The following is a 23,108-nucleotide window of genomic DNA, read 5'->3' as shown; positions in this document are numbered from 1 at the left end:
GCGCTGGTGTTGTGCGCGGGTGTTGTGTGCTGATATTGGCGGGTGCGTATCCGCGGCAGACGCTGGAGTCTGGCCCGCCAGCTGCTGGTGTTGCAGCTGGCCGGGGTCGCCGCGGTGGTGGCGGTGGGCGGCTGCCTGGCCTACCTCGACGCGTCCCGGGCGACCCACGACCAGGCGCGGGACAAGGTGATCGCGGTGGCCGCCACGATCGCCGACTCGCCGGTCGTGCTCGCGGCGGCGTCGACGCCGGAGCCGCGCGGTGCGCTGCAGCCGTTCGCCGAGCGGGTGCGCGTGGACACCGGGGTCGACTTCATCACGATCATGAGCCCGGACGGCATCCGGTTCACCCACCCCGATCCCACCCAGATCGGCCAGCGGTTCCTGGGCAACACGGCCGTCGCGCGCGCCGGCCACGTGTTCACCGAGACCTACACCGGCACCCTGGGCCCCTCCATGCGGGCGGTGGTGCCGGTGGTCGACGCGGCGCACCAGGTGGTGGCCATGGTCGCGGTCGGGATCACCGTCGCGGCGATCTCCGCCGAGCTGACCGAGCGCCTCGTCCCGCTGCTCGCGGTGGCGGCGGCCGTGCTGGCGGTCGGTGGGGTGGGCAGCTTCCTGATCAGTGTGCGGCTGCGGCGACACACCCGGGGCCTTGGTTCCGTCGAGCTGAACCGGGTGTTCGCCTTCTACGAGGCAACGCTGTACGCGGTGCGCGAAGGGTTGATCCTGGTCCAGGCGGACGGTCGGGTGGTGTTGTGCAACGACGGCGCCCGCGAGCTGCTCGGTCTGACCGACAACCCGGTGGGCGCGTCGGCGACCGAGCTCGGGCTGCCGGCCACGCTGGCCCGGGCGCTGTGCTCCGGGGAGTCGAGGCTGGACGAGATCCATGTGACCGACACCCGGGTGCTGGTGCTGAACGCGGCGCCGGTGAGCTCCGGCGACGGGGGCCGGGCCAACGTGGTCACGCTGCGCGACCACACCGACCTGCAACGGCTGACCGGTGAGCTGAACAGCAGCCGGGGGCTCGCCGAGTCGCTGCGGGCGCAGGCCCACGAGGCGGCCAACCGCCTGCACACGGTGGTGTCGCTGGTCGAGATGGGCCGCCCCCGGGAAGCCGTCGAGTTCGCCACCGCCGAGCTGGACATCGCCCAGCAGCTGACCGACCGGGTCGTGGGCGCGGTGTCGGAGCCGGTGCTCGCGGCCCTGCTGCTCGGCAAGGCGGCCGACGCGAACGAGCGTGGCGTCGAGCTGGTGATCACCGAGGACACCGAGGTCGGTGACCTCGACACCGAGGGCCTGGACCCGAGGGCCCTGGTGACGATCGTCGGCAACCTGGTGGACAACGGCATCGACGCCGCGATCGAGGGCGCCGGGCTGCGCGACGGCCGGCCGAGGGTGATCGTGGCGGTGCGGCTGGACGGGCGTGATCTCGTACTGCGGGTCGCCGACACCGGGCCCGGCGTCGCCGACACCGCGCGCCATGAGGTCTTCCAGCGGGGCTGGTCGACCAAGGCACCGGACGGACCGGTCGGGCACGGGCTCGGCCTGGCGCTGGTCGGGCAGGCTGTCCGCCGGTTCGACGGCAGCATCGAACTGGTCAACGACGGCGGCGCGGTGTTCACCGTGCGCCTGCCACTGCGGCACCGGGCGGCCAGGTGATCCGGGTCCTCGTCGTGGAGGACGACCCGATCGTCGCCGAGGCACACCGGACGTACGTGCAGCGGGTCGAGGGCTTCACCGTGGCCGGCGTGGTGCTGACCGGGGCCGAGGCGCTGCGGTTCTGCGACCGGGAGGAGGTCGACCTCGTACTGCTCGACTTCTACCTGCCCGACACCCACGGCCTGGCGGTCTGCCGGGCGCTGCGGGCCGCCAGCAGCCAGGTCGACGTGATCGCCGTGACCTCGGCGCGCGACCTCGCGGTGGTCAAGGCCGCCGTGTCCATCGGCGTCATCCAGTACCTGCTCAAACCGTTCACCTTCGCCTCGCTGCGGGACAAGCTGGAGCGGTATGCGGAGTTCCGCCGCAGCGTGGGGCACGCTGCCGACCAGGCCGAGATCGACCACGCCCTGGCCACCCTGCGTGCGCCGGCGCCGCACACGCTGCCCAAGGGCATGAGCGACCAGACCCTCACCGCGATCGTCACCACGCTGCGCGAGCAGCCCGACGGCTTGTCGGCGGCGGCCGCGGCCGAGGTGACCGGCGTGGCCCGGGTGACCGCCCGGCGCTACCTGGAGTACCTGGCCGACAACGGACTGGCCAAGCGGGTACCGCGCTACGGCCAGGTGGGTCGCCCGGAGATCTGGTACCGCGGCCTGACCCGCTGAGCCACTCCGTACCTGGCCCCTGAGCTGTGCGTCCCTGGGTGTGGCGGGGGCGACAGCACCGTTAAAGACCCGTCAGGAAGCCGTAGTCAGGGTGTTAGGACGGCGTGCTGGTCCCTACCTGACCTCGGGTGCGAGAGCTGTACTCGAGTGGACCGGCGGCGAATCACTCGTTCTCCGTACGGCTGCTCAAGTGTGGATTGGGAACAGGAGCTCCGATGGCGGATCTGATCTTTACGGTGCTGATCATCGGCGTTTTCGCGGTCCTGGCGCTGCTGCTGCGGGGAGTGGAGCGACTGTGAGCGTGGAAAACGTCGTCGGTTTGGTTGTGTCGGTGTTGTTGGCCGGCTATCTGGTAATAGCCCTCGTACGTCCGGAGAAATTCTGATGAGCGCCGCTGCCGCCGGCTGGTTGCAAGCCGGCCTGTTGGTACTCGCCCTCGTGGTCAGTTACCGGCCACTCGGTGACTACATGGCCTACACCTTCACCACGGACAAACACCTGCGCGGTGAGCGCGGTCTCTACCGCCTGATGGGCGTCGACCCCGACGCGGACCAGCAATGGCCGGTGTACGCGCGGAGTGTGCTGGCCTTCTCCGCGGTGTCGGTTCTGTTCCTCTACCTGTTCCAGCGCGTGCAGAATCATCTGCTGCTCTCGCTCGGATTCGGGCCGGTGACGCCGGACCAGTCGTTCAACACGGCGGCGTCGTTCGTGACCAACACGAACTGGCAGTCGTACTCCGGTGAGTCGACCATGGGGCACCTGGTGCAGATGGCCGGGCTGGCGGTGCAGAACTTCGTGTCCGCCGCGGTCGGCATCGCGGTCGTGGTCGCGCTGATCCGGGGGTTCGTCCGGTCCCGGACTGATCGGCTCGGCAACTTCTGGGTCGACCTGACCCGGGGTTCGCTGCGGATCCTGCTCCCGATCGCGTTCGTGTTCGCCCTCGTACTGGTGGCCGGCGGGGTGGTGCAGAACTTCTCCAGCGCCCACGACGTGACCACGCTGGCCGGTGCCCAGCAGGGCATCGTGGGTGGCCCGGTGGCTTCCCAGGAGGCCATCAAGGAGCTGGGCACCAACGGTGGTGGTTTCTACAACGCCAACTCCGCGCACCCGTTCGAGAACTCCAACCCCTTCACCAACCTGGTGGAGATCTACCTGTTGCTGGTGATCGCGTTCGCGCTGCCCCGCACGCTCGGCAAGATGCTGGGCGACCACCGCCAGGGTTACGCCGTCGCCGGTGTGATGGCGGCCATCTGGGCGGTCTCGGCCGGAGCGATCAGCTTCTTCGAGTCCGGCGCTCGCAGTGCGGCCGCGTTGGCCGCCGGCGGGGCGATGGAGGGCAAGGAGGTTCGGTTCGGGATACCTGCCTCGGCGTTGTTCGCCTCCTCGACGACCCTGACCTCGACCGGCGCGGTCAACGCCGCGCACGATTCGCTGACGCCTTTCGGCGGCGGTATCGCGCTGTTCAACATGATGCTCGGCGAAGTCGCGCCCGGCGGTACCGGGTCCGGCCTCTACGGCATCCTGGTGCTCGCGGTGGTCACGGTATTCGTGGCCGGGCTGATGGTGGGCCGGACACCGGAGTACCTGAAGAAGAAGATTCAGGCCCGGGAGATCAAGCTCGCCTCGCTCTACATTCTGACCACGCCGACTCTGGTACTGGTCGGGACCGGCGTCGCTATCGCGCTGGCCGGGGAGCGGGCCTCCATTGCGAATCCGGGTGCGCACGGTCTGAGTGAGGTGCTCTATGCATTCACCTCGACCGGCAACAACAATGGCTCGGCGTTCGGCGGCCTGAGCGTGAACACGGTTTGGTACAACTCGGTCTTCGGCGTTGTGATGCTGCTGAGCCGGTTCGTGCCATTGATCTTCGTGGTCGCGCTGGCCGGGTCGTTCGCCCAGCAGAAGCCGATCCCGGCCTCGGCGGGCACGCTGCCCACCCACCGGCCGCTGTTCATGATGATGCTGCTGGGCGTGATCTTGATCGTCGTCGGCCTTACCTACTTCCCAGCCCTGGCGCTGGGGCCTCTCGCGGAAGGTCTGTCCTGATGTCGCTCACTACTGTCGGTAAGTCACACACGCCGCCCAGCGGCGGCCCGAGCGGCGACCCGGGGCAGCCGAACCGGGTGTCCGGCGGGCTGCTCGATCCGTCCCAGCTGCTGCGCTCCCTGCCGGATGCGCTGCGCAAGCTGGACCCGAGGGTGCAGCTGCGCAACCCGGTCATGTTCGTCGTTGAGGTCGGCTCCGCGCTGACCACGGTCTCAGCGATCATCAACCCCAGCGTGTTCGACTGGATGATCGCCGTCTGGCTGTGGCTGACGGTGATCTTCGCCAACCTGGCCGAGGCGGTGGCCGAGGGCCGGGGCAAGGCGCAGGCCGAGACGCTGCGCCGCACGAAGCGCGAGACGATGGCGCGCCGGCTGACCGGTTGGCAGTTCGGCCAGCCGGCCGGGGACGCCGACGAGCAGGAGGTGTCCGGCTCGGCGCTGACGCTGGGTGACCACGTGGTGGTCGAGGCCGGCGAGATCATCCCCGGTGACGGGGACGTGGTGGAGGGCATCGCCAGCGTCGACGAGTCGGCGATCACCGGTGAGTCCGCGCCGGTGATCCGGGAGTCCGGTGGTGACCGCAGCGCGGTCACCGGAGGCACCAAGGTGCTGTCGGACCGCGTCGTCGTGCGCATCACCTCCAAGCCGGGGGAGACGTTCATCGACCGGATGATCGCCCTGGTCGAGGGGGCGTCGCGACAGAAGACGCCGAACGAGATCGCGCTGAACATCCTGCTTGCCTCGTTGACCATCATCTTCCTGCTCGCGGTGGTCACCCTGCAGCCGATGGCGATCTACTCCGGCGCCGAGCAGAGCATCGTCGTGCTGGTCGCTCTGTTGGTCGCGCTGATCCCGACCACCATCGGTGCGTTGCTGTCCGCGATCGGCATCGCCGGCATGGACCGGCTGGTGCAGCGCAACGTGCTGGCGATGTCCGGGCGCGCGGTGGAGGCCGCCGGCGACGTCAACACGCTGCTGCTGGACAAGACCGGCACCATCACCCTCGGCAACCGGCAGGCCAGCGAGTTCGTCCCGGTGTCCGGGGTGGACGCCGATGCGCTCGCCGACGCCGCGCAGCTGGCGAGCCTGGCCGATGAGACCCCGGAGGGGCGCAGCATCGTGGTGCTCGCCAAGTCCGCCTACGGCCTGCGGGAACGCCAGCCCGGGGAGCTCGCCGGCGCGCAGTTCATCGAGTTCACCGCCCAGACCAGGATGAGCGGGGTCGACCTGGCCGATCACCACCAGGTGCGCAAGGGCGCGGCCAACGCGGTCCGGGAGTGGGTGCGGGACAACGGCGGCGCCCCGGCACCGGAGCTGGGCCGGCTGGTGGACGACATCTCCAACGCCGGCGGCACCCCGCTGGTGGTGGCTGAACGGGTCAACGGCACCGCCCGCGCGCTCGGGGTGATCCACCTCAAGGACGTGGTCAAGGAAGGCATCGCCGAGCGCTTCGCGGAGCTGCGGGCGATGGGCATCCGCACGATCATGATCACCGGGGACAACCCGCTGACCGCCAAGGCGATCGCGGCCGAGGCGGGCGTCGACGACTTCCTCGCCGAGGCGACCCCGGAAGACAAGATGGCTTTGATCAAGAAGGAGCAGGAGGGCAACAAGCTGGTCGCGATGACCGGCGACGGCACCAACGACGCCCCGGCGCTCGCCCAGGCCGACGTCGGCGTGGCCATGAACACCGGCACCTCGGCCGCCAAGGAGGCCGGGAACATGGTCGACCTGGACTCCAACCCGACCAAGCTCATCGAGATCGTGCAGATCGGCAAGCAGCTGCTCATCACCCGCGGCGCGCTGACCACGTTCTCCATCACCAACGACGTCGCCAAGTACTTCGCGATCATCCCGGCGATGTTCGCCTCGGTCTACCCGGGCCTGAACAAGCTCAACATCATGGGCCTGCACAGCCCGACCTCGGCGATCACCTCGGCGATCATCTTCAACGCGCTGATCATCATAGTGCTGATCCCGCTGGCACTGCGCGGCGTGCGCTACCGGCCCGCGTCGGCCTCGGCACTGCTGCGCCGCAACCTGCTGATCTACGGCGTCGGCGGGTTCGTCCTGCCGTTCATCGCCATCAAGCTGATCGACCTGATCGTCCAATTCATCCCAGGGATCCGGTGACAACCATGACCATCGCCACCCGACTGCCGACCCCGGTCCGCCAGCACCTCGCCGCACTGCGCGCCCTGCTGGTGTTCACCGTCCTGCTCGGCATCATCTACCCGCTCGCCGTCGCCGCCGTCGGCCAGCTGGCCTTCCCCAGCCAGGCCAACGGTTCGCCGGTGACCCTCAACGGAAAGATCGTGGGCTCGAGCCTGCTCGGGCAGGCCTGGGTCGACGCGAAGGGCAACCCGCTGCCGCAGTGGTTCCAGTCCCGCCCGTCCGCCGCCACCGACCCGTCCAACAGCGCCGACCCCGGTTACAACACCGGGTTCTCCGCGCCCAGCAACAAGGGGCCCAGCAACACCGACCTGATCAAGACGATCGACGACCGGCGCGCGGCGGTCGCGGCCTTCGACGGCGTCGCCCCGGCCGACGTGCCGGATGACGCGGTGACCGCCAGTGGGTCCGGTCTGGACCCCGACATCTCGCCGGCCTACGCGGAGGAGCAGGTCAACCGGGTCGCCCGGGCCCGGCATCTCGACGTGGGAGTGGTCCGGGCGTTGGTGGCCGGCCACACGCAGGGCCGGACCCTCGGGTTCCTCGGTGAGCCCCGGGTGGACGTGCTCGGGCTCAACGTCGCGCTGGACAGGCTGGGTGGCACCCGATGACGAGGTGAGGGCGCCGAGTGCGGGGGGACCGGTCGGGAGTGCGGGGAACAGGGTCGAGGCGCATGCGATGCCACAGGTGTTGATCGTCGATGACGAGCCGCAGCTGCTCCGCGCGCTCGGCATCACCTTGCGGGCCTTCAGCTACGAGGTGCACACCGCGGCGACCGGCGCGGACGCACTGGCCTGCGCCGCCCGGCAGCGGCTCGACCTGGTGATCCTCGACCTCGGCCTGCCCGACCTGGAGGGCACCGCGGTGATCAGGGCGCTGCGCGGCTGGACCAGCGTGCCGATCATCGTGCTCTCCGGTCGGACCGACCCGGCCACGAAGACCCAGGCCCTCGACCTCGGGGCGGACGACTACGTCACCAAGCCGTTCTCGATGGCCGAGCTCAACGCCCGCATCCGCGCCGCGCTGCGCCGGGGGACGTCCGGACTCGAGCCGGCGACGCAGCGCATCCACCGGATCGGGGAGTGGCTGATCGACCTGGGGGCGCACACCGTCGCCCACTCACCCAACACGGGCTCGGGTACGGCCCCGGCGGCGGGCTCGGCTGCCGGCGAACCGACCGCGCCGCCACCGAAGCCGCACCTGACGCCGACCGAGTGGAAGCTGCTCGAGATTCTGCTGGTACACCCGGGCGAGCTGGTGGACTCACGGCACCTGCTGAGCCAGGTGTGGGGCATCGGCTCCGAGCACTCGACGAACTACCTGAGGGTCTACCTGTGGCAGCTGCGCGCCAAGCTCGAACCGGTCCCGTCCAGCCCCCGGCACCTGATCACCGAGCCCGGCATGGGATACCGCTACGAACCGTGAGCCGTGGCGGTCCGAGCCCGGCCGGGTCGGAGCTCACGGGCGGCGGCCACGGCGGCGGTCAGGTCGGGCTGGCGCGCCGGCCCGGCCAGGCCGAGGTGGTAGAGGTGCAGCTCGTTCGCCCCGGCCCGGCCGAGCTCGGTGACGTAACCGGCCAGGTCCGGCACCGGGTTGGCGCCCACAGCGGTGACGTACGCGCCGAGGTCGGTCCCGGTCGGCAGCTCGGTGTGCGCGGTGGCCACGGCGCCGAGGCTCGCGGCGCCGGGCTGCCAGCACTGCAGCACCACCGCGTCGACCTCCCCGGCGGCGGTGGGGGTGAGCCCGGGCAGCGCGCCGGTGGTCCACGGGTCGACCGCGGCGTGCAGCACGACCCGGGCGGCGCCACCGAGTGCGGTGCGCACGCCGGCCAGCACCCCCTCGCGCAGCGCATCGGTGGCCAGCTGCCGGGTACCGAGCAGCAACTGACCGAGGTCGGCGGGCAGCCCGTCCCCGGTGGCGGTGAGGTCGCCGCCGTCGATCAGGACCCGTACCTCGGCGCGCAGCCGGCCCCGGACCTCGACCGGGTCGGCGCCGGCGGCCGCCCAGCGAGCCCCGCAGGCCGGGCAGCAGCACACCGAGAGCAGCCGTGCCGCCGCCGGTCCCCACACCGCGTCGGTCTTCTCGTGCTCGCACTGGTGCACCGCGCCGAGCTGCCCGCAGGCCTCCAGCACGACGGTGGACACCGGCAGGCCGGCCAGCGCCTCGGCGGTCAGGGTGGCGGTGAAGTCCCGTACCTCGGGCCGGGACGGGCACAGCGCCCAGGGGTAGGACTCCCCGAAGCAGTTGTGCACCGTGACGTCGGGGTTCGCCCTGCCCAGCGCCGAGTTGTGGGTCAGCACCAACCAGGCCGCGGTGGGCAGCCCGGCCGCGGTCAGGGCGTGCACCGCGGCCGAGGCGGAGTCCTCGGCGGCGACCCAGTCCGGTACGGCCGGCCGCAGCCGGGCGCCGGCCCAGGCCTGCTCGCGGACCGTGCGGTAGAGCGCCGCGTGCCGGGCGAGCACCGCGGTGCGCTCGCTCGCCCACGGCGTCGCAGCGCGGGTGCTGTGGTAGCTCACGGCCACCGCGACCTCGTCGAGACCGAGCCGCGCGGCCCGGTCGACGAAGCCGGGGGACTCCAGCACGTCCCACGGATAGCTGTACCCGGTGACCTTCATCCGGCCACCGGCTGAGCGGGCGCGCCGTTGCTCAGCAGCCGGAGGGTGGCGAGGCCGCCGTCCACGATCCGCTCCAGCCGCTCGAGCTGGCCGGTGGTCGGCTCGACCAACGGTGGGCGCACCCCGCCGACCCGGTGGCCGCGCAGCCGGGCCGCCGCCTTCACCAGCGACACCGCGAACCCGGGCGTCTCGTCCCGCAGCGCCACCAGCGGCAGGTAGAAGCCGGTGAGCAGGGCGTCGATCGCCGGGTCGTCCCGCTCGGACAGCGCGCGGTAGAACCGGTTGGCGATCTCCGGGGCGAAGCAGTGCACCGCCGAGGAGTACCGGGCGACGCCGATCGCCGAGTACGCCCGGGCCGACACCTCGGCGGTGGGCAGCCCGTTGAAGAACAGGAACCGCTGGGCGCGGTCGGTGGCGGTACCCCGGACGGCCGCCACGATCCGGCTCATCAGGTCCACGTCCCCGTACCCGTCCTTGAGCCCCACCACCGACGGGATGTCCAGCAGCCGCACGGCCGCCGGCGCCGGGAACACCCCCGGCGAGCGCTGGTAGACGATCACCGGGACGGCGCTGTCGTGGACCGCGTAGCGCACGTGGTCGAGCAGCCCGGCCGGCGGCCCGCTGACCAGGTACGGGGGCAGGAGCAGCACTCCGTCGGCGCCGCCGGACCGCGCGGCCGCGATGCCGGCCCGTGCCGTCGCCGCACCGCCGCCGGCGCCGATCCACACCGGCACCCGCCCGGCAACCACGTCCCGGGCGGTGCGCAGCAGCTCGGTCAGCTCGGCCGGGCATAGCGCACTGAACTCGCCGGTGCCGCACCCGATGAACAGCGCACCCGCCCCGGCGTCCAGGTGGCCCTCGACGTGTTCGGCGAAGGCGTCCAGGTTCAGCTCAAGATCGTCAGTGAACGGAGTGAGGGGGAACGCCAGCAGACCGGTCAGCTCGATCCTGGAAAACGTCATGCTCGGTGCCTTCTCCTTGCCTGGGGTCGTCGTGGTTGAGCGTGTCGATGATCTCGTCGACCGCCGCGCTCTGCTCGCCGGCGATCAGCCCGAGGCCGGCGAACAGGGCCAGGGACACCAGCACCGGGGTGGCCACGACCGCCGCCTGGCTCGCCTGCAGTACGTAGTAGACCAGCGCGTAGGACAGCAGACCACCGGCCCAGGAGGTCAGTGCCGCCCTGGGGCCACACCGCCGGAACCAGGGCAGCATGCCCAGCAGCAGCGGCACCGAGATCGGGCATCTTCAGCAGCCCGCCGCTCCAGGCCAGCGCCTGCTGGGTCGGCACGTTGTCGCGCTGGACCAGGTACTCCAGCGGCGAGGCCACGCCGAGCGTGGCGCGCAACCGGTTCCACCGGCCGGCGAACAGCCAGGAGCCGATCCCCACGCCGATCCCGATGCTGGCGAATCCCCACAGGTAGACGGTGATGCCGTCGGTGTAGGCCACCGAGGCGTAGGCCACGAACAGCACCGCGCTGTACCCGGACATGTGGTGCGAGATGCCGGCCAGCCACCACGGCATGCGACCGCCGGCGGTGAAGAAGTCCCGGACGTCGTGGATTCTACGGTGCGACCACCACCCGATTCCGATCATCAGCAGGAAGTACGCGGACACCATGGTCCAGTCGAGCACGTGCACCGCTGGGCTCCTTCGCGGCCAGACGCAGCCAGGGAATCTGCTGAGAAATTCACATATGTGACTCTGTTCGCATAGGCGAACAGCTTTCAGGACGCTAATATGGCCCGAGTCACAAGTCAATGAACAGGGCAGGGAGCTCATGTCCGAGCAGACCGAACTAACGGCCGTCGAGTCCGGTGCCGCGCCGGTGGGGGTGAAGTCCGCCCGCAGGGCCATCGACCTGATCGAGACGTTCGCGGCGACCGACGCCTGGCTGTCGCTGTCGGACCTGCACGCGCGGACCGGCTTTCCCCGGTCCAGCCTGCACGGGCTGCTGCACACCTTGTTCGAGGCCGGCTGGCTGCAGGTCGACGCGAGCGGCACCAAGTACCGCCTCGGCGTGCGTGCCCTCATCTGCGGGACCGCGTACGTCGACCGGGACCCGGTGGTGCCGTACGCCACCGACGCCCTGGAGCAGCTCCGCGAGGTGACCGGGTACACCGCGCACTTCGCCCGCCGCTACGGCGCCGAGGTGGTGTACCTGGAGACCCGGGAGTCCCGGCACTCCATCCGGCTGGTGTCCCGGGTCGGGCGCACCCTGCCGGCGTATGCCACCGCGCTGGGCAAGGCCCTGCTGTCCGAGCTGACCCAGGACGAGATCGGCGCGCTGTTGCCGGGCACGCTCACGCCGCTCACCCCGTACACGATCACCGACCTGGGTGCGCTGCACACCGAGTGCGCCGCGATCCGGGAGCGCGGCTACTCGACCGAGACCGAGGAGGGCACCCTCGGGGTGCGCTGCGTCGCCGCCGTCATCCCGTACCGGATTCCCGGCAGTGACGCGATGAGCTGCTCGATGCCGGTCGAGAAAGTCACCGACGAGGAGGCCCGCCGGGTGGGGGAGCTGCTGATGGAGACGACCGAACAGCTGGGTGCGCGGCTGCGCCGGGCCGGCGTCCGATGACCGGCCATGGCGACGGCGCCGGCTATGCGGCACAGCGGATCCTGATCACCGGCGCGGCGGGCGGGATGGGCCGGCTGATGCGGCCCCGGCTGCGCCGCGACGGCCGGGTGCTGCGGCTGCTCGACGTGGCGACCCTGGCGCCGGCCGAACCGGGGGAGCGGGTCGAGCTGGTCGCCGGCTCGGTGACCGATCCAGCGGCGATGGCCAGCGCCTGTGCCGGTGTGGACGCGATCATCCACCTGGGCGGGCACAGCAGGGAGACCGCCTGGGCGGACACCGTCGAGGTCAACATCAGCGGCACGCACACCGTGCTGGAGGCCGCGCGGCTGGCCGGCGTGCCGAGGGTGGTCCTGGCGTCGAGCAACCACGCGGTGGGCTTCCGCGAGGTCACCGAAGTCACGGCGGCCGGCCCCGGCGGGCTGCCGGCCGACTCCTCGCCCCGCCCGGACACCTACTACGGGGTCAGCAAGGCGGCCATCGAGGCGCTGGGCAGCCTCTACCACTCCCGCTTCGGCATGGACGTGATCGCGGTCCGGATCGGCTCCTGCTTCGAGACGCCGCTGCCGCTGGGGCCCCGGGGGCTGATCACCTGGCTGTCGCCGGACGACGGCGCGCGGCTGTTCGAGGCCTGCCTGGCCGCTCCGGCCCCCGGCTACCGGCTGATCTGGGGCGTCTCGGACAACACCCGGCGGATCTGCTCACTGGCCGAGGCCGAGGCGCTCGGGTACAAGTCGCTGGACAACGCGGAGCGGTATGCCGACCAGCTGCTGGCCGGCGACGGCGCGGAGGCGCTGAAGTTCCCCTACGTCGGCGGCGCCGCGTTCTGCACCGCACCGCTGGGTGCGCCCAACCCGATGTGAGGCCGGTCAGTCACACATCAGGTCCAGCCGTGACCACAGGTCCTCGGTGGCGCGCATCGCCGCCCGGGCCGGCTCGCCGAGGGTGCGGGTGATCTCGGCCAGGATCGCGTGCACCACGGCCATCGACGCGGTCAGCGAGGGGAAGTGGCTGGTTCCCTCGCAGGGCACGGTGACGGTGTGATCGGCCAGCTCGGTCAGCGCGGACCTGCGCAGGTCGGTCAGCACGCAGGTCGTCACGCCGGCGCGGTGCGCGGCCTCGGTGGCGGCCCGGATCTCCCGGGGCAGCCGCCAGAAGTTGATCGCGACCAGGCAGTCCCCGGGGCCGAGCTTGGTCAGCGCGTTGACCAGGGTGGTGCCGCCCCGGCCGGGCAGCTGCGCGTCCAGGCCCATGAACGCGGCGGAGTGCACCAGCTGGTGCGCCGGGCCGGCGAAGCTACCGGAGGCGATCACCAGGGTGCGCCGGGCGGTCGCGATCGCCGCCGCGACGGCCCGCACCGCGGCGACGTCGACGGTCCGGATCGCGAGCGCCAGGTTGTCGGCGTCACTGCGCAGCGCGTGCAGGATCGGGTCCGAGGCGGCGTCCTCGTGCTCGCTGAGAACCTCGTTCGCCCGCAGTGAGGACAGGTATCGGTTGCGCAGCTCCAGCCGCAGGTCGGGCCAGCCGGCGAAGCCGAGCGCGCGGGCGGTGCGCACCACGGTCGCGGCGTCCACCCCGGCGCGCCCGGCGACCGCGCTGGCCGAGGCGTAGGAGGTGAACTCCGCCTGGGTGGCCAGCAGGTGCACGACGCGTTCGGACTTCGGCCCGAGCACGGCGCCGTCGGTGCGGTCGCGCACCCAGGTCTCGGCGGTCTCCATCGCGCGCGCCCTCCGCTCCCGACTGTTGCCGCACATTTCCGCTGGAAAACTGCTGCTACGAATATTGCATCGCCCTAGGGATGCTGTCAGCATTGCATGCATCCACGATGCCAGCCAGTGCGCCGGTGCCGGGTGTCGTGTTGCCGCAGCGGTCGTTCGCCGGAGGGGTAAACCATGGCTGACCAGGGCAGAGTAGTCATCCGAAACGCGTCGATCCTCGATCCGGCCGCCGGTGAACTGCTGCCCGATCGGGTCATCACGGTCGAGGGCGGCGACATCGTCGACGTCGGCGACTCACCCGGAGCCAGCACCGGCGCACGCCAGATCGACGCCGGCGGCCGGGTGGTGATGCCGGGGCTTATCGACGGGCACGTGCACGTACTGGCCTACACGGCGAACCTGCCGGCCGCCGCCGAGCAGTCGCCCTACTACGTCGCCGCCCGGGCCGGCGAGATCCTGCGCGGCATGCTGGACCGGGGCTTCACCACCGTGCGCGACGCGGCCGGCGCGGACTACGGGCTGGCCGACGCGGTGCGCGAGGGCTACTTCGTCGGGCCGACAGTGGTGTTCGGTGGCAAGGCGCTGTCGCAGACCGGCGGGCACGGCGACGGCCGCCCCCGGGGCCGGGAGGTGCACGACGACGCCTACTGCGCGCCGACCCACTGCCGGGTCGTGGACGGCGTCGACGAGGTCCGCAGGGCGGTGCGCGACGAGATCCGCAAGGGCGCCGAGCACATCAAGCTGATGCTGGGCGGCGGGGTGGCCTCGCCGACCGACCGGATCGACAGCACCCAGTTCTCCGTCGAGGAGATCCGGGCGGCCGTTCAGGAGGCCACCGCGGCGAACCGGTACGTGCTCGGGCACGCCTACACGTCGAAGGCGGTCAACCGCGGCCTGGCGGCCGGCGTCCGGTCCATCGAGCACGGCAACTTGATCGACGAGACCAGCATCCCGCTGTTCCTCGAGCACGACGCCTTCTACGTGCCCACGCTGGCCACCTACTCCGCGCTGGCCGAGGAAGGGCCGGCCGCCGGGCTGCCGGCGGAGAGCTTCGCCAAGGTCTTCGAGGTGCTCGACGCGGGGCTGCACGCCCTGGAGCTGGCCCACCGGGGCGGCGTGAAGATCGTGTACGGCACCGACCTGCTCGGCGACATGCACTACCGCCAGCTCACCGAGTTCGCGCTGCGCGCCCAGGTGCAGCCGGCCGCCGACATCCTCCGGTCCGCCACCACCACGGCCGCCGAGCTGCTCGGGCTGCCCGGCCGTATCGGCACCCTCGCGCCGGGCGCCTCGGCGGACCTGCTCGTCCTCGATGGCAACCCGCTCGAGGACATCGCGGTGCTGACCAAACCGGCCGACGCGCTGCGGTTGATCATGCATCGCGGCCGTGTCCACAAGAACACCCTGATCTGATGACCGAGGCGCCGGCGGAGCAGCGGGAACTGCTCGCCAGGGTCGAGCGGCTGCCGATGTCGCGGCCGCACCTGCGGCTGCTGTTCCAGGGCGGCCTCGGCTACACCTTCGACGGGATGGACGGCGCGGTCATCGCGTTCATCCTGCCCTCGGCGGCCGCCGTGTTCGCGCTCTCCGGGCGGGAACAGGGCCTGCTGGCCAGCTCGACGCTGATGGGCTTCCTGGTCGGTGCGCTGGCGGCCGGTCTGCTCGGAGACCGGATCGGCCGGCGCCGGGTGATGATGTACGCCCTGGTGCTCTACGCGTCGGCCTCGGTGGTGGCCGCGTTCGCGCCGAACTGGCCGGTGCTGTTCGCGTTCCGGGTGATCGCCGGCATCGGCACCGGCGCGGAGAGCGCCATCATCGCGCCGTTCCTCTCCGAGTTCGTACCCAGCCGGTTCCGCGGCCGCTTCATCGGGTCGCTGGCCGGCTTCTTCGCCTTCGGGTTCGTGTTCGCCGCGCTGTTGGGCTACTTCCTGGTGCCGCCGCTCGCGAACGGCTGGCGGATCGTCCAGCTGGTCACCGCGCTGCCCATCGTGATGGTGCTGTGGTGGCGCCGGTCCCTGCCGGAGTCACCGCGCTACCTGCTGGCGAAGGGCCGGGTCGAGGAGGCCGAGGCGGTCGTCGGCCGGCTCGAGGAGCAGGTGCGGCGGGCCACCGGCCGGCCGCTGCCGGAGATCAGTGCCACCGAGCGGACCGCCGAGCGGGTGGCCGGGCCGGCCGGGCAGGGGCTCGCGGCGGTGCTCTGGCTGTGGCGCGGCGCGATGGCCCGGCAGACCGCGACCACCTGGACGCTGTGGTTCTCGATCACCTTCGCCTACTACGGCTTCTTCACCTTCATCCCGTCACTGCTGATCCTGCAGGGCCTGACGATCACCAAGAGCTTCGGCTACTCGATCGCCATCTACCTGGCGCAGATCCCCGGCTACTACTCGGCGGCGTTCGTCTCGGAGCGGCTGGACCGCAAGTGGACGATCGGCGCCTACCTGTCCGGTGGCGCGCTGTCCGCGTTCGGGCTGGCCACCGCGGCCGGCAACACCCAGCTGCTCGTGTTCGGCATTCTGCTGTCGTTCTTCATGAACGGCACCTACGCCTGCCTGTACAGCTACACCCCGGAGGTGTACCCGACCGCCGTGCGGGCCACCGGGATGGGCGCCGCGTCCGCGTTCGGCCGGGTCGGCGGCATCCTGTCGCCGCTGATCATCGGCAGCGCGTACTCGAGTCTCGGGTTCTTCGGGGTGTTCGTGCTGACCTGCGCGGTGCTGGCGGTCGGTGTGCTGGCGGTGTCGACCCTGGGCGTGTCCACCGCGGGCCGCACCCTGGAGGACATCACCGCGCAGACCACCGGCACCGCCGCGCCCGCCGGGCCGGCCCCGCCCGCTCACTGATCCGGCACATATCTGATTCTCATGATCCACGGGCCTCGGCCGGCGTAACGTCGCTGGGGTGCGTGGTGTGCGGTGGGGGCGGGTTCGGGGCGGTGCGCTCTGGACCCCGGGATTGGTCCTGACGATGTCGGTCGCCCTGCTCGGGGCCTGCGCGGGTTCGGGGGTCGACGCGTCGGCCTACGACGCGACGCTCTGGCCCCAGCGCCCGGTCGTGGACCTCAGCTACGAGATGGCACCCGACCTGCGCACGGCGACCGGCCGGGAGTCGGTGGTCTTCACCCCGGACGCCAGGGTCTGCGAGCTGGTGTTCCGGGCCTGGACGAACAACCCGACGACCGCCGCGAACGGTGCTTCCCTGCGGGTCACCGGTGCCGCGGTGGACGGCCGCGAGGTGCCCGGGCAGGTCCTCCCCGCGGGTGCCCCGGACGGCGCCCCCGGCACCCTGATCAGCATCCCGCTCGCGCAGTGTGTGAACGCCGGCCAGTCGGTGCGCGCCGACCTGGGATTCCAGGTCGCACTCGGCAAGGACTCGGACGAGCGTGTCGGGTACTCCAGCACCGGGCCGACGTCCTGGATCGGCAGCGGGTTCCCGCTGCTGGCCTGGATCCGGGGCTCCGGCTGGGCCCGCGACCCGGCGGTGGCGATGAACGGCGAGACCGCGGCGAGCGAGGAGTTCAACCTGCGCAGCCTCTCGGTGACCGCGCCGTCCGACTTCCAGGTGCTCGGTACCGGCACCGCGGCCGGGCAGGCGGCAGGCAGCTCGCCGGGCACCACGACGCACCGGTTCACCGCGGCGTCGGTGCGCGACGTCTCGATCGCGGTCGGCCGCTACGCCATGCTCGAGCGCGACATCAACGGCGTGCGGCTGCACGTGGGTACCCCGGCCGAGGGCAGCCATGTCGACGCGCAGACCTGGGCCGCCGAGATCAGCAGGGCGGTCACCGCGCTCTCCGACCACTTCGGCCCGTTCCCCTATCCGGACCTGTGGGTCACGGTCACCCCGGAGCCCGGCGACGGCACCGAGTTCCCCACGGCCATCCAGTTCAGCGACGCCAAGAAGAGCGACCTGCGCGCCCTGGTCAGCCACGAGGTGTCGCACCAGTGGTTCTACTCGCTGGTCGGCAACAACCAGGCCGAGCACCCGTGGCTGGACGAGACGCTGGCCACCGTCGGCGAGGCGCTCGTCGGCGGCGACGCCAGCTCCTACGCCTACGACGACACCCCGGAGCGGGTGGTCGGTCTGATGGGCCAGCCGATGAGCTACTGGCCCAGCCGGGGCGGCAACGACCGCTACACCGAGGCGGCCTACAACCAGGGCGCGGCGGCGCTGCTCAAGGCCCGCTCGGAGATCGGCGCGGACCGGTTCGACAGCGAGCTGCGGTCCTACATCAAGGCGAACGCGCACCGGGTGGCGACGCCCGACGACTTCGCCCGCGCCTTCTCCGGTGACCAGGCGGTGCTCGGTCTGCTGCGCACGGCCGGTGCATTCGCCAACTGATCCTTTCGTTGACCCGCGCGGCCGGGGCGGGGCCTACCATCGGGTCAGAGATCAGTCGGACCGGCTTCGGGGTGAGGCATGACCAGCACGGATGTTCCGACGACCGACGAGGGCGCCTACGCCGACCTGGCGGGCCTCGCGGCGGCTCCGCTGTGGCGGCAGTACGGCGACCTGATGCCGGCCCAGCCGGTGAGCCCGGCCGTGGCGCACCTGTGGCCCTATGCGCGGCTGCGGCCGCTGGCGCTGCACTTCAGCACGGCGCTGTCCATCGCCGAAGCCGAGCGGCGGGTGCTGATGCTGGTCAACCCGGGCCTGACCGACCCGCCGGCCACGGTGAACACCCTGTTCGCCGGCATCCAGATCATCATGCCGGGGGAGACCGCGCGGACCCATCGGCACAGCGCGAACGCATTCCGGTTCATCATCGAGGGCGACGGCGCGGTCACGACGGTCAACGGCGAGCGGCTGCGGATGCACCCCGGCGACCTGCTGCTGACCCCCGGCTGGCACTGGCACGACCACGCCCACGACGGCGACACCCCGATGATGTGGCTCGACGGGCTGGACTACCCGCTGGTCAACAGCCTGCACGCGGGGTTCTTCGAGATCTACGACCACCCGGCGCCACCGCCGAGGACCCCGGATGAGCTGTCCACGCGGCAGTTCATGCACGGGCGGCTCAACCCGACCTGGCTCACCCCCGACACCGAGCACCCGAAGGTCTCCCCGGTCGGCAACTACCCCTGGGCCGAAACCGAGCGGGCCCTCGCCGCGATCGCCGACGACGCCCAGGGCAGCGCCGCCGAGGGCATCCTGCTCGAGTACACCAACCCGTGGACCGGCGGCCCGGTGCTACCGACCATCGGCGCCCGGATCGCCCGGCTGCGCGCCGGGTTCACCGGCCTGCCCCGCCGCCACACCGCCAGCACCATCTACCACGTGGTCTCCGGCTCGGGCGCCACCACCGTCGGTGACACCCGGCTCGACTGGTCCGAACGGGACATCTTCTGCGTGCCCGGCTGGGCCCAGTACTCCCACCAGGTACCCCCCGGCAGCGACGCAACCCTGTTCTCCTACACCGACGAACCAGTACTGCGCACCCTGGGCCTCTACCGCGAACAGTGGCTCTGAACCGCCGCGGCGAGCGGGTCTGAGTCGGCGCGGTGAGCCGGTCGTGGAACGCCCACGCCTTCCGAACAGGACACACAGCACCGCCGTAACGCTGGCGGTAACGCCCTGTCACCGACGGGGCGGCCCGGTGTCGACCTGGCGCGACTGGCGCCGTCCCTTGTCACCGAGACCCACGTCAGTCCGCTATTTTTCGCCGCAAACCGGACTCACGTCGACCTCGACGTAGCCCCTCCCCAGGTCAGCAGCCTTGCTCAATCTGCCGATCACCGACTGTGACGGCCGCGGCCCAGCCCGACCACAGACCGATGCATCGCAGGGCTTGTGTCGTCTTCGGAGTGGCCGCTACCTGGGTTGTATCGGCCACTCCGATAACGTCGCGCGGCGCCGACTGGGCGGCCGCGCAGCAGAGCATGCATTGTTCAGACCGTTCCTAGTGCCCCGCCGGAAATCTGCGCAATAATCCGGCACCCAGATGACGCCTGGCGGCGTTGCCGCCCTGGCGAATACCCCGGTATGAGCAGCGGGCGGCGCCTTGCCAGCCGCCACCTGGATCCCCGGACTTATCACACGAATTTCCGACGCGGGACACTAGACGGCGGCCGGCGGCTTGCTGAGCGCGGTGAGCAGGTCGGTGCCCACCGGCACGCCGAGGCCGGTGCACGCGTCCCACCCCGGCCCGGCCCGGTAGGCGCCGTTGGCGCCGGTCGTGATGTCGCGGAACCCCTGGCTCACCACGCCGGCCCGCACCCGGGCGTACAGCGCGGGCGCCAGCAGCCCGGGCCGCTGACCGGTCGCCTGGGCCAGCCGGGCCACCAGCGCGGCCCAGAGCGGAGCGACCGCGCTGGTACCGCCGATGACCGTGTTCGAGCCGTCGACCCGCACCTGGTAGCCGGTCTGTGGGTCGGCCACGGCCGCCACGTCCGGCACACCCCGGCCGCCCTGACCGGGGGCGCCGTTGCGGGCCGGCACACCCGCGCCGTTCTGCCAGGCGGGCAGCGGGAAGGCCGCGCTCACACCGCCCCCGGTGGCCCCGCCGCCGGTGCCGTTGTTCCACACGGTCTCCTCGGTCACCGCGCCGGTCCGGGTGTCGGCGACCAGCCGGGTGCCGCCGCATCCCAGGGTGTGCGGGCTGGACGCCGGGAAGTCGACGTGCGCGCGGCCGTCGGGGGCCCGGTCGCTGCTGCCGTCGTCGCCGGCGGCCGCGGTCACCGTGACCCCGAGCGCGGCCGCGTCGGCGATCGCCTCGTCCAGCGCGGTACGGGCCTGTGCCGTCCAGCTGTCCTCGCTGGCGCCCCAGCTGATGCTGATCGCGGCCGGGGTCGGCGTGGCGTGCGCCGCCTGGGCCACCGCGTCCACGAAGCCGGCGTCGGAGTTCGGCGCGAAGTAGACGACGATGTCGGCCGCCGGGGCGAGGGCGCCGGCCACCTCGATGTCGAGCATCACCTCGCCGTCCGCGCCCTGCGGGTCCCGCCCCGGTGCGTTCGCCGCGCCGTCCACCCCGACCGCGCTGACCGAGGGGGTGCGCAGGCCGAGACCGCTGAAGTAGGCGTCCAGGTCGCTCTGCTGGTAGCCGCCGCCCAGCTCCACGATGGCGATGGTCTGGCCGGCGCCGTCGGTGTTCGGCGGGAACCGGTAGATCTGGCCGAGCTGCGGCGGCGTGTAGCTCTGGGAGACCGCCCTCGGGTGCGCGACCTGGAACCGGGGACTCGCCTGCGGCCGGTCGTCGAGACCGAGCACGGCGGTCACCACGCCGTCCCAGGCGGCCGGGACACTCAGCTCGCCGGTGCGGTACCGGTGGGCGATCTCGGTGCCGCCCGGGCCGGGCCGGTTCACCTGGCGCAGCTCGGTGCCGAACATGCCGGACAGCGTCTCGGCGCTGCCGCGCAGCCGCACCTGGCGGGCGGCCGGGTGCACGGCCAGCACCTCGACCCCCTGGCGGGCAGCCTCGGCGGTGACCAGGTCAAGGTCTGCCGGGTCGGCGCCGTACCGCTCGGCGAACTCCTCGGGCGCGATCGCGGCAGCCGCGACCAGCGAGGGCAACGCGGACCGCCGCCGCAGCACCACGGTCACCTCGACATCGGTGTCCGCCGGGACGGCCGACGTTTCCGTCCAGGCCGCCACGGCGCCCCGCGCGCTGCCGGGTAGCGCCACCAACCGAGGGCCGTTCGGCACCTGAGCCACCTCCGTGTTGTTCTTGGAGTGGCGCATTCTGCCAGGCGACTGCGACACCCACAGAGCGTGGACTGAGAGGCTGGACAGATCACCCGGTGATCGTCCTAAGGAGTGGGAGGTCGGCATGGCACTGCCCTCGCTGAGCGAGCTGGACCAGTACAAGGCGGAACCCTTCGCGCCGGGCTACCCGGAGTCCGCGAGGACCTTCTACAGCCCCGTCGACCAGGTGCACGAGGCACTCAAGCTCACCGTCATCCGGGACGCCCTCGTCGCGGCGGAGGCAAGGAACCGGGTGGACATCATCCACGACGACATGCTCAAACAGATGGCGGCGGCCGCCCAGCAGGGGGGTGCTCCTAGCTAGCGCAGTCTCATGGCGTCCGGGAAGACGAAGTAGAACAGCAGGGCGATCAGGATCAGATAGGCCAGGATGACCAGCGTCCAGGGCATGTTGTAGCGGATGACGTCGCCCTCCTTGCGGACCATGGACGTCGTCGCCACCCCCACACTGGCCGTCTGTGGGGCCACCGGTTTGCCGACCTCGGCGCCCACCGAGTTCAGCGCCGGGAACAGCAGCACCGGGGCGCCGAGCAGCTTGCCCACGGTGAGCTGGAACGCACCGAAGACCGCGTTCGACGAGGTGTTGCTGCCGGACAGCGCCACCGCGATCCAACCGAGCACCGGGGCCAGCACCGCGTACACCGGGCCGATCTTGGCGAATCCGTTGGCCATGGAGTTGGCCATCCCGGCGTAGTTGAAGACGTTGGCCAGCCCGAAGATGAACGGCGCGACCAGCAGCGCGCCCCACATCTGCCGGAACGTCTCCCGGAAGGTGCGCGCGAGCTGGCTCACGGTGGGGCGCAGGAACGCCACCACGAGCAGCCAGGCCACCAGGATCGCGGTGCCGGCCACGAACGGCGCCCACTTGAAGCTCACGCTGGTGATCTTGTAGTCCAGCGAACTGATCGCCTTCACGGCCGGCGCGAACGGCGTGTAGCCGGGCAGAGGCGACCAGGGCCCGGTCCAGACGACCACCACCGCGACCAGGATCCCGAACGGCACCAGCCCGCGCACCGCCGCGCGGGTGCTGATCCGGTCGCCGGCCTCGGCGGCGCCGGGACCGGTGCGGATGGTCGCCGGCTCGAGCGGGACGCCGCCGAAGCCGAGTGGCACCTTGGGCTGCCAGAACTTCAGGAACACCAGCAGCGCGGCGAAGCACACCAGCGAACCGACCACGTCGGGCAGGTACGGGCCGAGGAACTGCGACGTCGGGAACTGCCCCGCGATGAACCCCAGCGCGCCCACCACGCCGAGCGGCCAGCCGTCGCGCAGACCTCGGCGGCCGCTGACCAGGTAGATCAGTACGAACGGCGGCAGCAGCGCCAGGATGGCGACGATCTTGCCGATGGACGCCGACAGCTCCATCAGCGGCAGCCCGGTGACCGCGGCGAGACCGATGATCGGGGCACCGAGCGCACCGTAGGAGACCGGGGCGTTGTTCGCGATGGCCGCCACCCGGATCGCCGCCAGATCGGCCACCCCGAGCGCGATCAGGATCGGCGCGACGACCGCCCACGGGTAGCCGAAGCCGACCAACCCCTCCATCAGGGCACCGAACGCCCACGCCATCAGGATGGTCTGCACCCGGATGTCCGCCGTGGCCTGCTGGATCAGCCACTGCTTGAACGCCTCGAACGCGCCGGTGGCCACCATCGTGTTATAGATGATCACGCCCCAGAGCACGATCCAGTCCACCGACCACAGACCGGTCAACATGCCGAGCCCGTACGCCTCGAAGCTCTCCGCGGGTGGGGCCTGCCAGACCATGACGGCGAGCGACAGGGTCACCACCGCGCCGAGGATCACCGCCGGCAGGGCGGAGAACCGGAGACCGGCCAGCAACACCAGCAGGACGGCGACCGGGACCATCGCGACCAGGGTGCTGGCGAACACTGACCCGAGCGGGTCGACCATCTGCAGGAAGGGCGGCACGTCCTACCTCCCGGTCTCAGCG

20 protein-coding genes are annotated in these 23,108 nt (G+C 71.5%); 14 read left to right on the top strand and 6 right to left on the bottom strand.

What is annotated here, in order from left to right:
• Positions 1-42 precede the first annotated feature (42 nt).
• The 7 genes from ACTXG6_RS28480 (at position 43) to ACTXG6_RS28450 (ending at position 7,966) form a co-directional block, all read left to right on the top strand.
• Positions 43-1,659, top strand: coding sequence for a sensor histidine kinase (locus ACTXG6_RS28480; RefSeq protein ID WP_445182471.1), 1,617 nt, complete (start codon positions 43-45; stop codon positions 1,657-1,659).
• Complete coding sequence (locus ACTXG6_RS28475; protein WP_445182470.1) at positions 1,656-2,324, top strand: response regulator; 669 nt, start codon at positions 1,656-1,658, stop codon at positions 2,322-2,324. The genes ACTXG6_RS28480 and ACTXG6_RS28475 overlap by 4 nt, the downstream gene beginning before the upstream one ends.
• 40 nt (positions 2,325-2,364) lie before the next feature.
• Entirely contained in the window at positions 2,365-2,709 is a 345-nt protein-coding gene (gene kdpF / locus ACTXG6_RS28470) for a K(+)-transporting ATPase subunit F (RefSeq protein ID WP_445182469.1), read from the top strand.
• Positions 2,709-4,370 (top strand): potassium-transporting ATPase subunit KdpA, encoded by a 1,662-nt coding sequence (kdpA, locus tag ACTXG6_RS28465; protein ID WP_445182468.1) that lies wholly within the window; start codon positions 2,709-2,711, stop codon positions 4,368-4,370. The genes kdpF and kdpA overlap by 1 nt, the downstream gene beginning before the upstream one ends.
• Entirely contained in the window at positions 4,370-6,502 is a 2,133-nt protein-coding gene (gene kdpB / locus ACTXG6_RS28460; RefSeq protein ID WP_445182467.1) for a potassium-transporting ATPase subunit KdpB, read from the top strand. The genes kdpA and kdpB overlap by 1 nt, the downstream gene beginning before the upstream one ends.
• Positions 6,503-6,507: 5 nt before the next feature.
• The gene (gene kdpC, locus ACTXG6_RS28455) at positions 6,508-7,152 is read left to right on the top strand and encodes a K(+)-transporting ATPase subunit C (protein WP_445182466.1); all 645 of its coding nucleotides are present in this window, start codon (positions 6,508-6,510) and stop codon (positions 7,150-7,152) included.
• A 67-nt stretch (positions 7,153-7,219) separates the two neighbouring features.
• Positions 7,220-7,966 (top strand): response regulator transcription factor, encoded by a 747-nt coding sequence (locus tag ACTXG6_RS28450; RefSeq protein ID WP_445182465.1) that lies wholly within the window; start codon positions 7,220-7,222, stop codon positions 7,964-7,966.
• Here the strand turns inward: ACTXG6_RS28450 and ACTXG6_RS28445 are convergent.
• From ACTXG6_RS28445 to ACTXG6_RS28435, 3 genes are read right to left on the bottom strand one after another with little or no spacing between them, the layout of a single operon-like run.
• Positions 7,954-9,156 (bottom strand): hypothetical protein, encoded by a 1,203-nt coding sequence (locus ACTXG6_RS28445; protein WP_445182464.1) that lies wholly within the window; start codon positions 9,154-9,156, stop codon positions 7,954-7,956. The two genes, ACTXG6_RS28450 and ACTXG6_RS28445, sit on opposite strands and share 13 nt — an antisense overlap.
• On the bottom strand, positions 9,153-10,118 hold the full coding sequence (locus ACTXG6_RS28440) for a 5-dehydro-4-deoxyglucarate dehydratase (protein ID WP_445182463.1): 966 nt from the start codon (positions 10,116-10,118) through the stop codon (positions 9,153-9,155). Before ACTXG6_RS28440 ends, ACTXG6_RS28445 begins: the two co-directional genes overlap by 4 nt.
• Complete coding sequence (locus ACTXG6_RS28435; RefSeq protein WP_445182462.1) at positions 10,057-10,386, bottom strand: hypothetical protein; 330 nt, start codon at positions 10,384-10,386, stop codon at positions 10,057-10,059. Before ACTXG6_RS28435 ends, ACTXG6_RS28440 begins: the two co-directional genes overlap by 62 nt.
• A gap of 548 nt (positions 10,387-10,934) precedes the next feature.
• Here ACTXG6_RS28435 and ACTXG6_RS28430 point away from each other — a divergent pair.
• Together ACTXG6_RS28430 and ACTXG6_RS28425 are read left to right on the top strand one after the other, a co-directional pair.
• Entirely contained in the window at positions 10,935-11,738 is an 804-nt protein-coding gene (locus ACTXG6_RS28430; protein ID WP_445182461.1) for an IclR family transcriptional regulator, read from the top strand.
• Positions 11,735-12,598 (top strand): NAD-dependent epimerase/dehydratase family protein, encoded by an 864-nt coding sequence (locus ACTXG6_RS28425; RefSeq protein WP_445182460.1) that lies wholly within the window; start codon positions 11,735-11,737, stop codon positions 12,596-12,598. Before ACTXG6_RS28430 ends, ACTXG6_RS28425 begins: the two co-directional genes overlap by 4 nt.
• 6 nt (positions 12,599-12,604) lie before the next feature.
• Here ACTXG6_RS28425 and ACTXG6_RS28420 read toward each other — a convergent pair whose 3' ends face one another.
• Positions 12,605-13,453, bottom strand: coding sequence for a MurR/RpiR family transcriptional regulator (locus ACTXG6_RS28420; protein WP_445182459.1), 849 nt, complete (start codon positions 13,451-13,453; stop codon positions 12,605-12,607).
• Between the two features lie 174 nt (positions 13,454-13,627).
• Between ACTXG6_RS28420 and ACTXG6_RS28415 the strand changes: the two genes are divergently transcribed.
• From ACTXG6_RS28415 to ACTXG6_RS28400, 4 genes are all read left to right on the top strand, one after another.
• Positions 13,628-14,866 (top strand): amidohydrolase family protein, encoded by a 1,239-nt coding sequence (locus ACTXG6_RS28415; protein ID WP_445182458.1) that lies wholly within the window; start codon positions 13,628-13,630, stop codon positions 14,864-14,866.
• Positions 14,866-16,293, top strand: a complete 1,428-nt coding sequence (locus tag ACTXG6_RS28410) for an MFS transporter (RefSeq protein WP_445182457.1) — start codon at positions 14,866-14,868, stop codon at positions 16,291-16,293. Before ACTXG6_RS28415 ends, ACTXG6_RS28410 begins: the two co-directional genes overlap by 1 nt.
• A gap of 124 nt (positions 16,294-16,417) precedes the next feature.
• Positions 16,418-17,791, top strand: a complete 1,374-nt coding sequence (locus ACTXG6_RS28405; protein WP_445182456.1) for a M1 family aminopeptidase — start codon at positions 16,418-16,420, stop codon at positions 17,789-17,791.
• 78 nt (positions 17,792-17,869) lie between these two features.
• Positions 17,870-18,922: a cupin domain-containing protein gene (locus tag ACTXG6_RS28400; protein WP_445182455.1), complete on the top strand. Its 1,053-nt coding sequence runs from the start codon at positions 17,870-17,872 to the stop codon at positions 18,920-18,922.
• Positions 18,923-19,510: 588 nt separating this feature from the next.
• On the opposite strand, the gene ACTXG6_RS28395 is transcribed toward ACTXG6_RS28400, so the two are convergent.
• The gene (locus ACTXG6_RS28395) at positions 19,511-21,094 is read right to left on the bottom strand and encodes a S53 family peptidase (protein WP_445182454.1); all 1,584 of its coding nucleotides are present in this window, start codon (positions 21,092-21,094) and stop codon (positions 19,511-19,513) included.
• 124 nt (positions 21,095-21,218) lie between these two features.
• Here ACTXG6_RS28395 and ACTXG6_RS28390 point away from each other — a divergent pair, with 124 nt between their 5' ends.
• Entirely contained in the window at positions 21,219-21,458 is a 240-nt protein-coding gene (locus ACTXG6_RS28390) for a hypothetical protein (RefSeq protein WP_445182453.1), read from the top strand.
• On the opposite strand, the gene ACTXG6_RS28385 is transcribed toward ACTXG6_RS28390, so the two are convergent.
• Positions 21,455-23,086: an L-lactate permease gene (locus tag ACTXG6_RS28385; RefSeq protein WP_445182452.1), complete on the bottom strand. Its 1,632-nt coding sequence runs from the start codon at positions 23,084-23,086 to the stop codon at positions 21,455-21,457. The genes ACTXG6_RS28390 and ACTXG6_RS28385 overlap by 4 nt on opposite strands.
• Positions 23,087-23,108: the final 22 nt, after the last annotated feature.

It is taken from the genome of Pseudonocardia sp. Cha107L01 (genome assembly GCF_052566575.1).
This window is presented reverse-complemented; position numbering and strand designations above follow the sequence as displayed.

What these genes read in the sequence shown, in the direction of transcription:
- kdpA (WP_445182468.1), top strand. Translation starts at nt 2,709, where the DNA reads ATGAGCGCCGCTGCCGCCGGCTGGTTGCAAGCCGGCCTGTTGGTACTC.
- kdpB (WP_445182467.1), top strand. Translation starts at nt 4,370, where the DNA reads ATGTCGCTCACTACTGTCGGTAAGTCACACACGCCGCCCAGCGGCGGC.
- kdpC (WP_445182466.1), top strand. Translation starts at nt 6,508, where the DNA reads ATGACCATCGCCACCCGACTGCCGACCCCGGTCCGCCAGCACCTCGCC.
- ACTXG6_RS28450 (WP_445182465.1), top strand. Translation starts at nt 7,220, where the DNA reads ATGCCACAGGTGTTGATCGTCGATGACGAGCCGCAGCTGCTCCGCGCG.
- ACTXG6_RS28445 (WP_445182464.1), bottom strand. Translation starts at nt 9,156, where the DNA reads ATGAAGGTCACCGGGTACAGCTATCCGTGGGACGTGCTGGAGTCCCCC.
- ACTXG6_RS28440 (WP_445182463.1), bottom strand. Translation starts at nt 10,118, where the DNA reads ATGACGTTTTCCAGGATCGAGCTGACCGGTCTGCTGGCGTTCCCCCTC.
- ACTXG6_RS28430 (WP_445182461.1), top strand. Translation starts at nt 10,935, where the DNA reads ATGTCCGAGCAGACCGAACTAACGGCCGTCGAGTCCGGTGCCGCGCCG.
- ACTXG6_RS28425 (WP_445182460.1), top strand. Translation starts at nt 11,735, where the DNA reads ATGACCGGCCATGGCGACGGCGCCGGCTATGCGGCACAGCGGATCCTG.
- ACTXG6_RS28420 (WP_445182459.1), bottom strand. Translation starts at nt 13,453, where the DNA reads ATGGAGACCGCCGAGACCTGGGTGCGCGACCGCACCGACGGCGCCGTG.
- ACTXG6_RS28415 (WP_445182458.1), top strand. Translation starts at nt 13,628, where the DNA reads ATGGCTGACCAGGGCAGAGTAGTCATCCGAAACGCGTCGATCCTCGAT.
- ACTXG6_RS28410 (WP_445182457.1), top strand. Translation starts at nt 14,866, where the DNA reads ATGACCGAGGCGCCGGCGGAGCAGCGGGAACTGCTCGCCAGGGTCGAG.
- ACTXG6_RS28405 (WP_445182456.1), top strand. Translation starts at nt 16,418, where the DNA reads ATGTCGGTCGCCCTGCTCGGGGCCTGCGCGGGTTCGGGGGTCGACGCG.
- ACTXG6_RS28400 (WP_445182455.1), top strand. Translation starts at nt 17,870, where the DNA reads ATGACCAGCACGGATGTTCCGACGACCGACGAGGGCGCCTACGCCGAC.
- ACTXG6_RS28390 (WP_445182453.1), top strand. Translation starts at nt 21,219, where the DNA reads ATGGCACTGCCCTCGCTGAGCGAGCTGGACCAGTACAAGGCGGAACCC.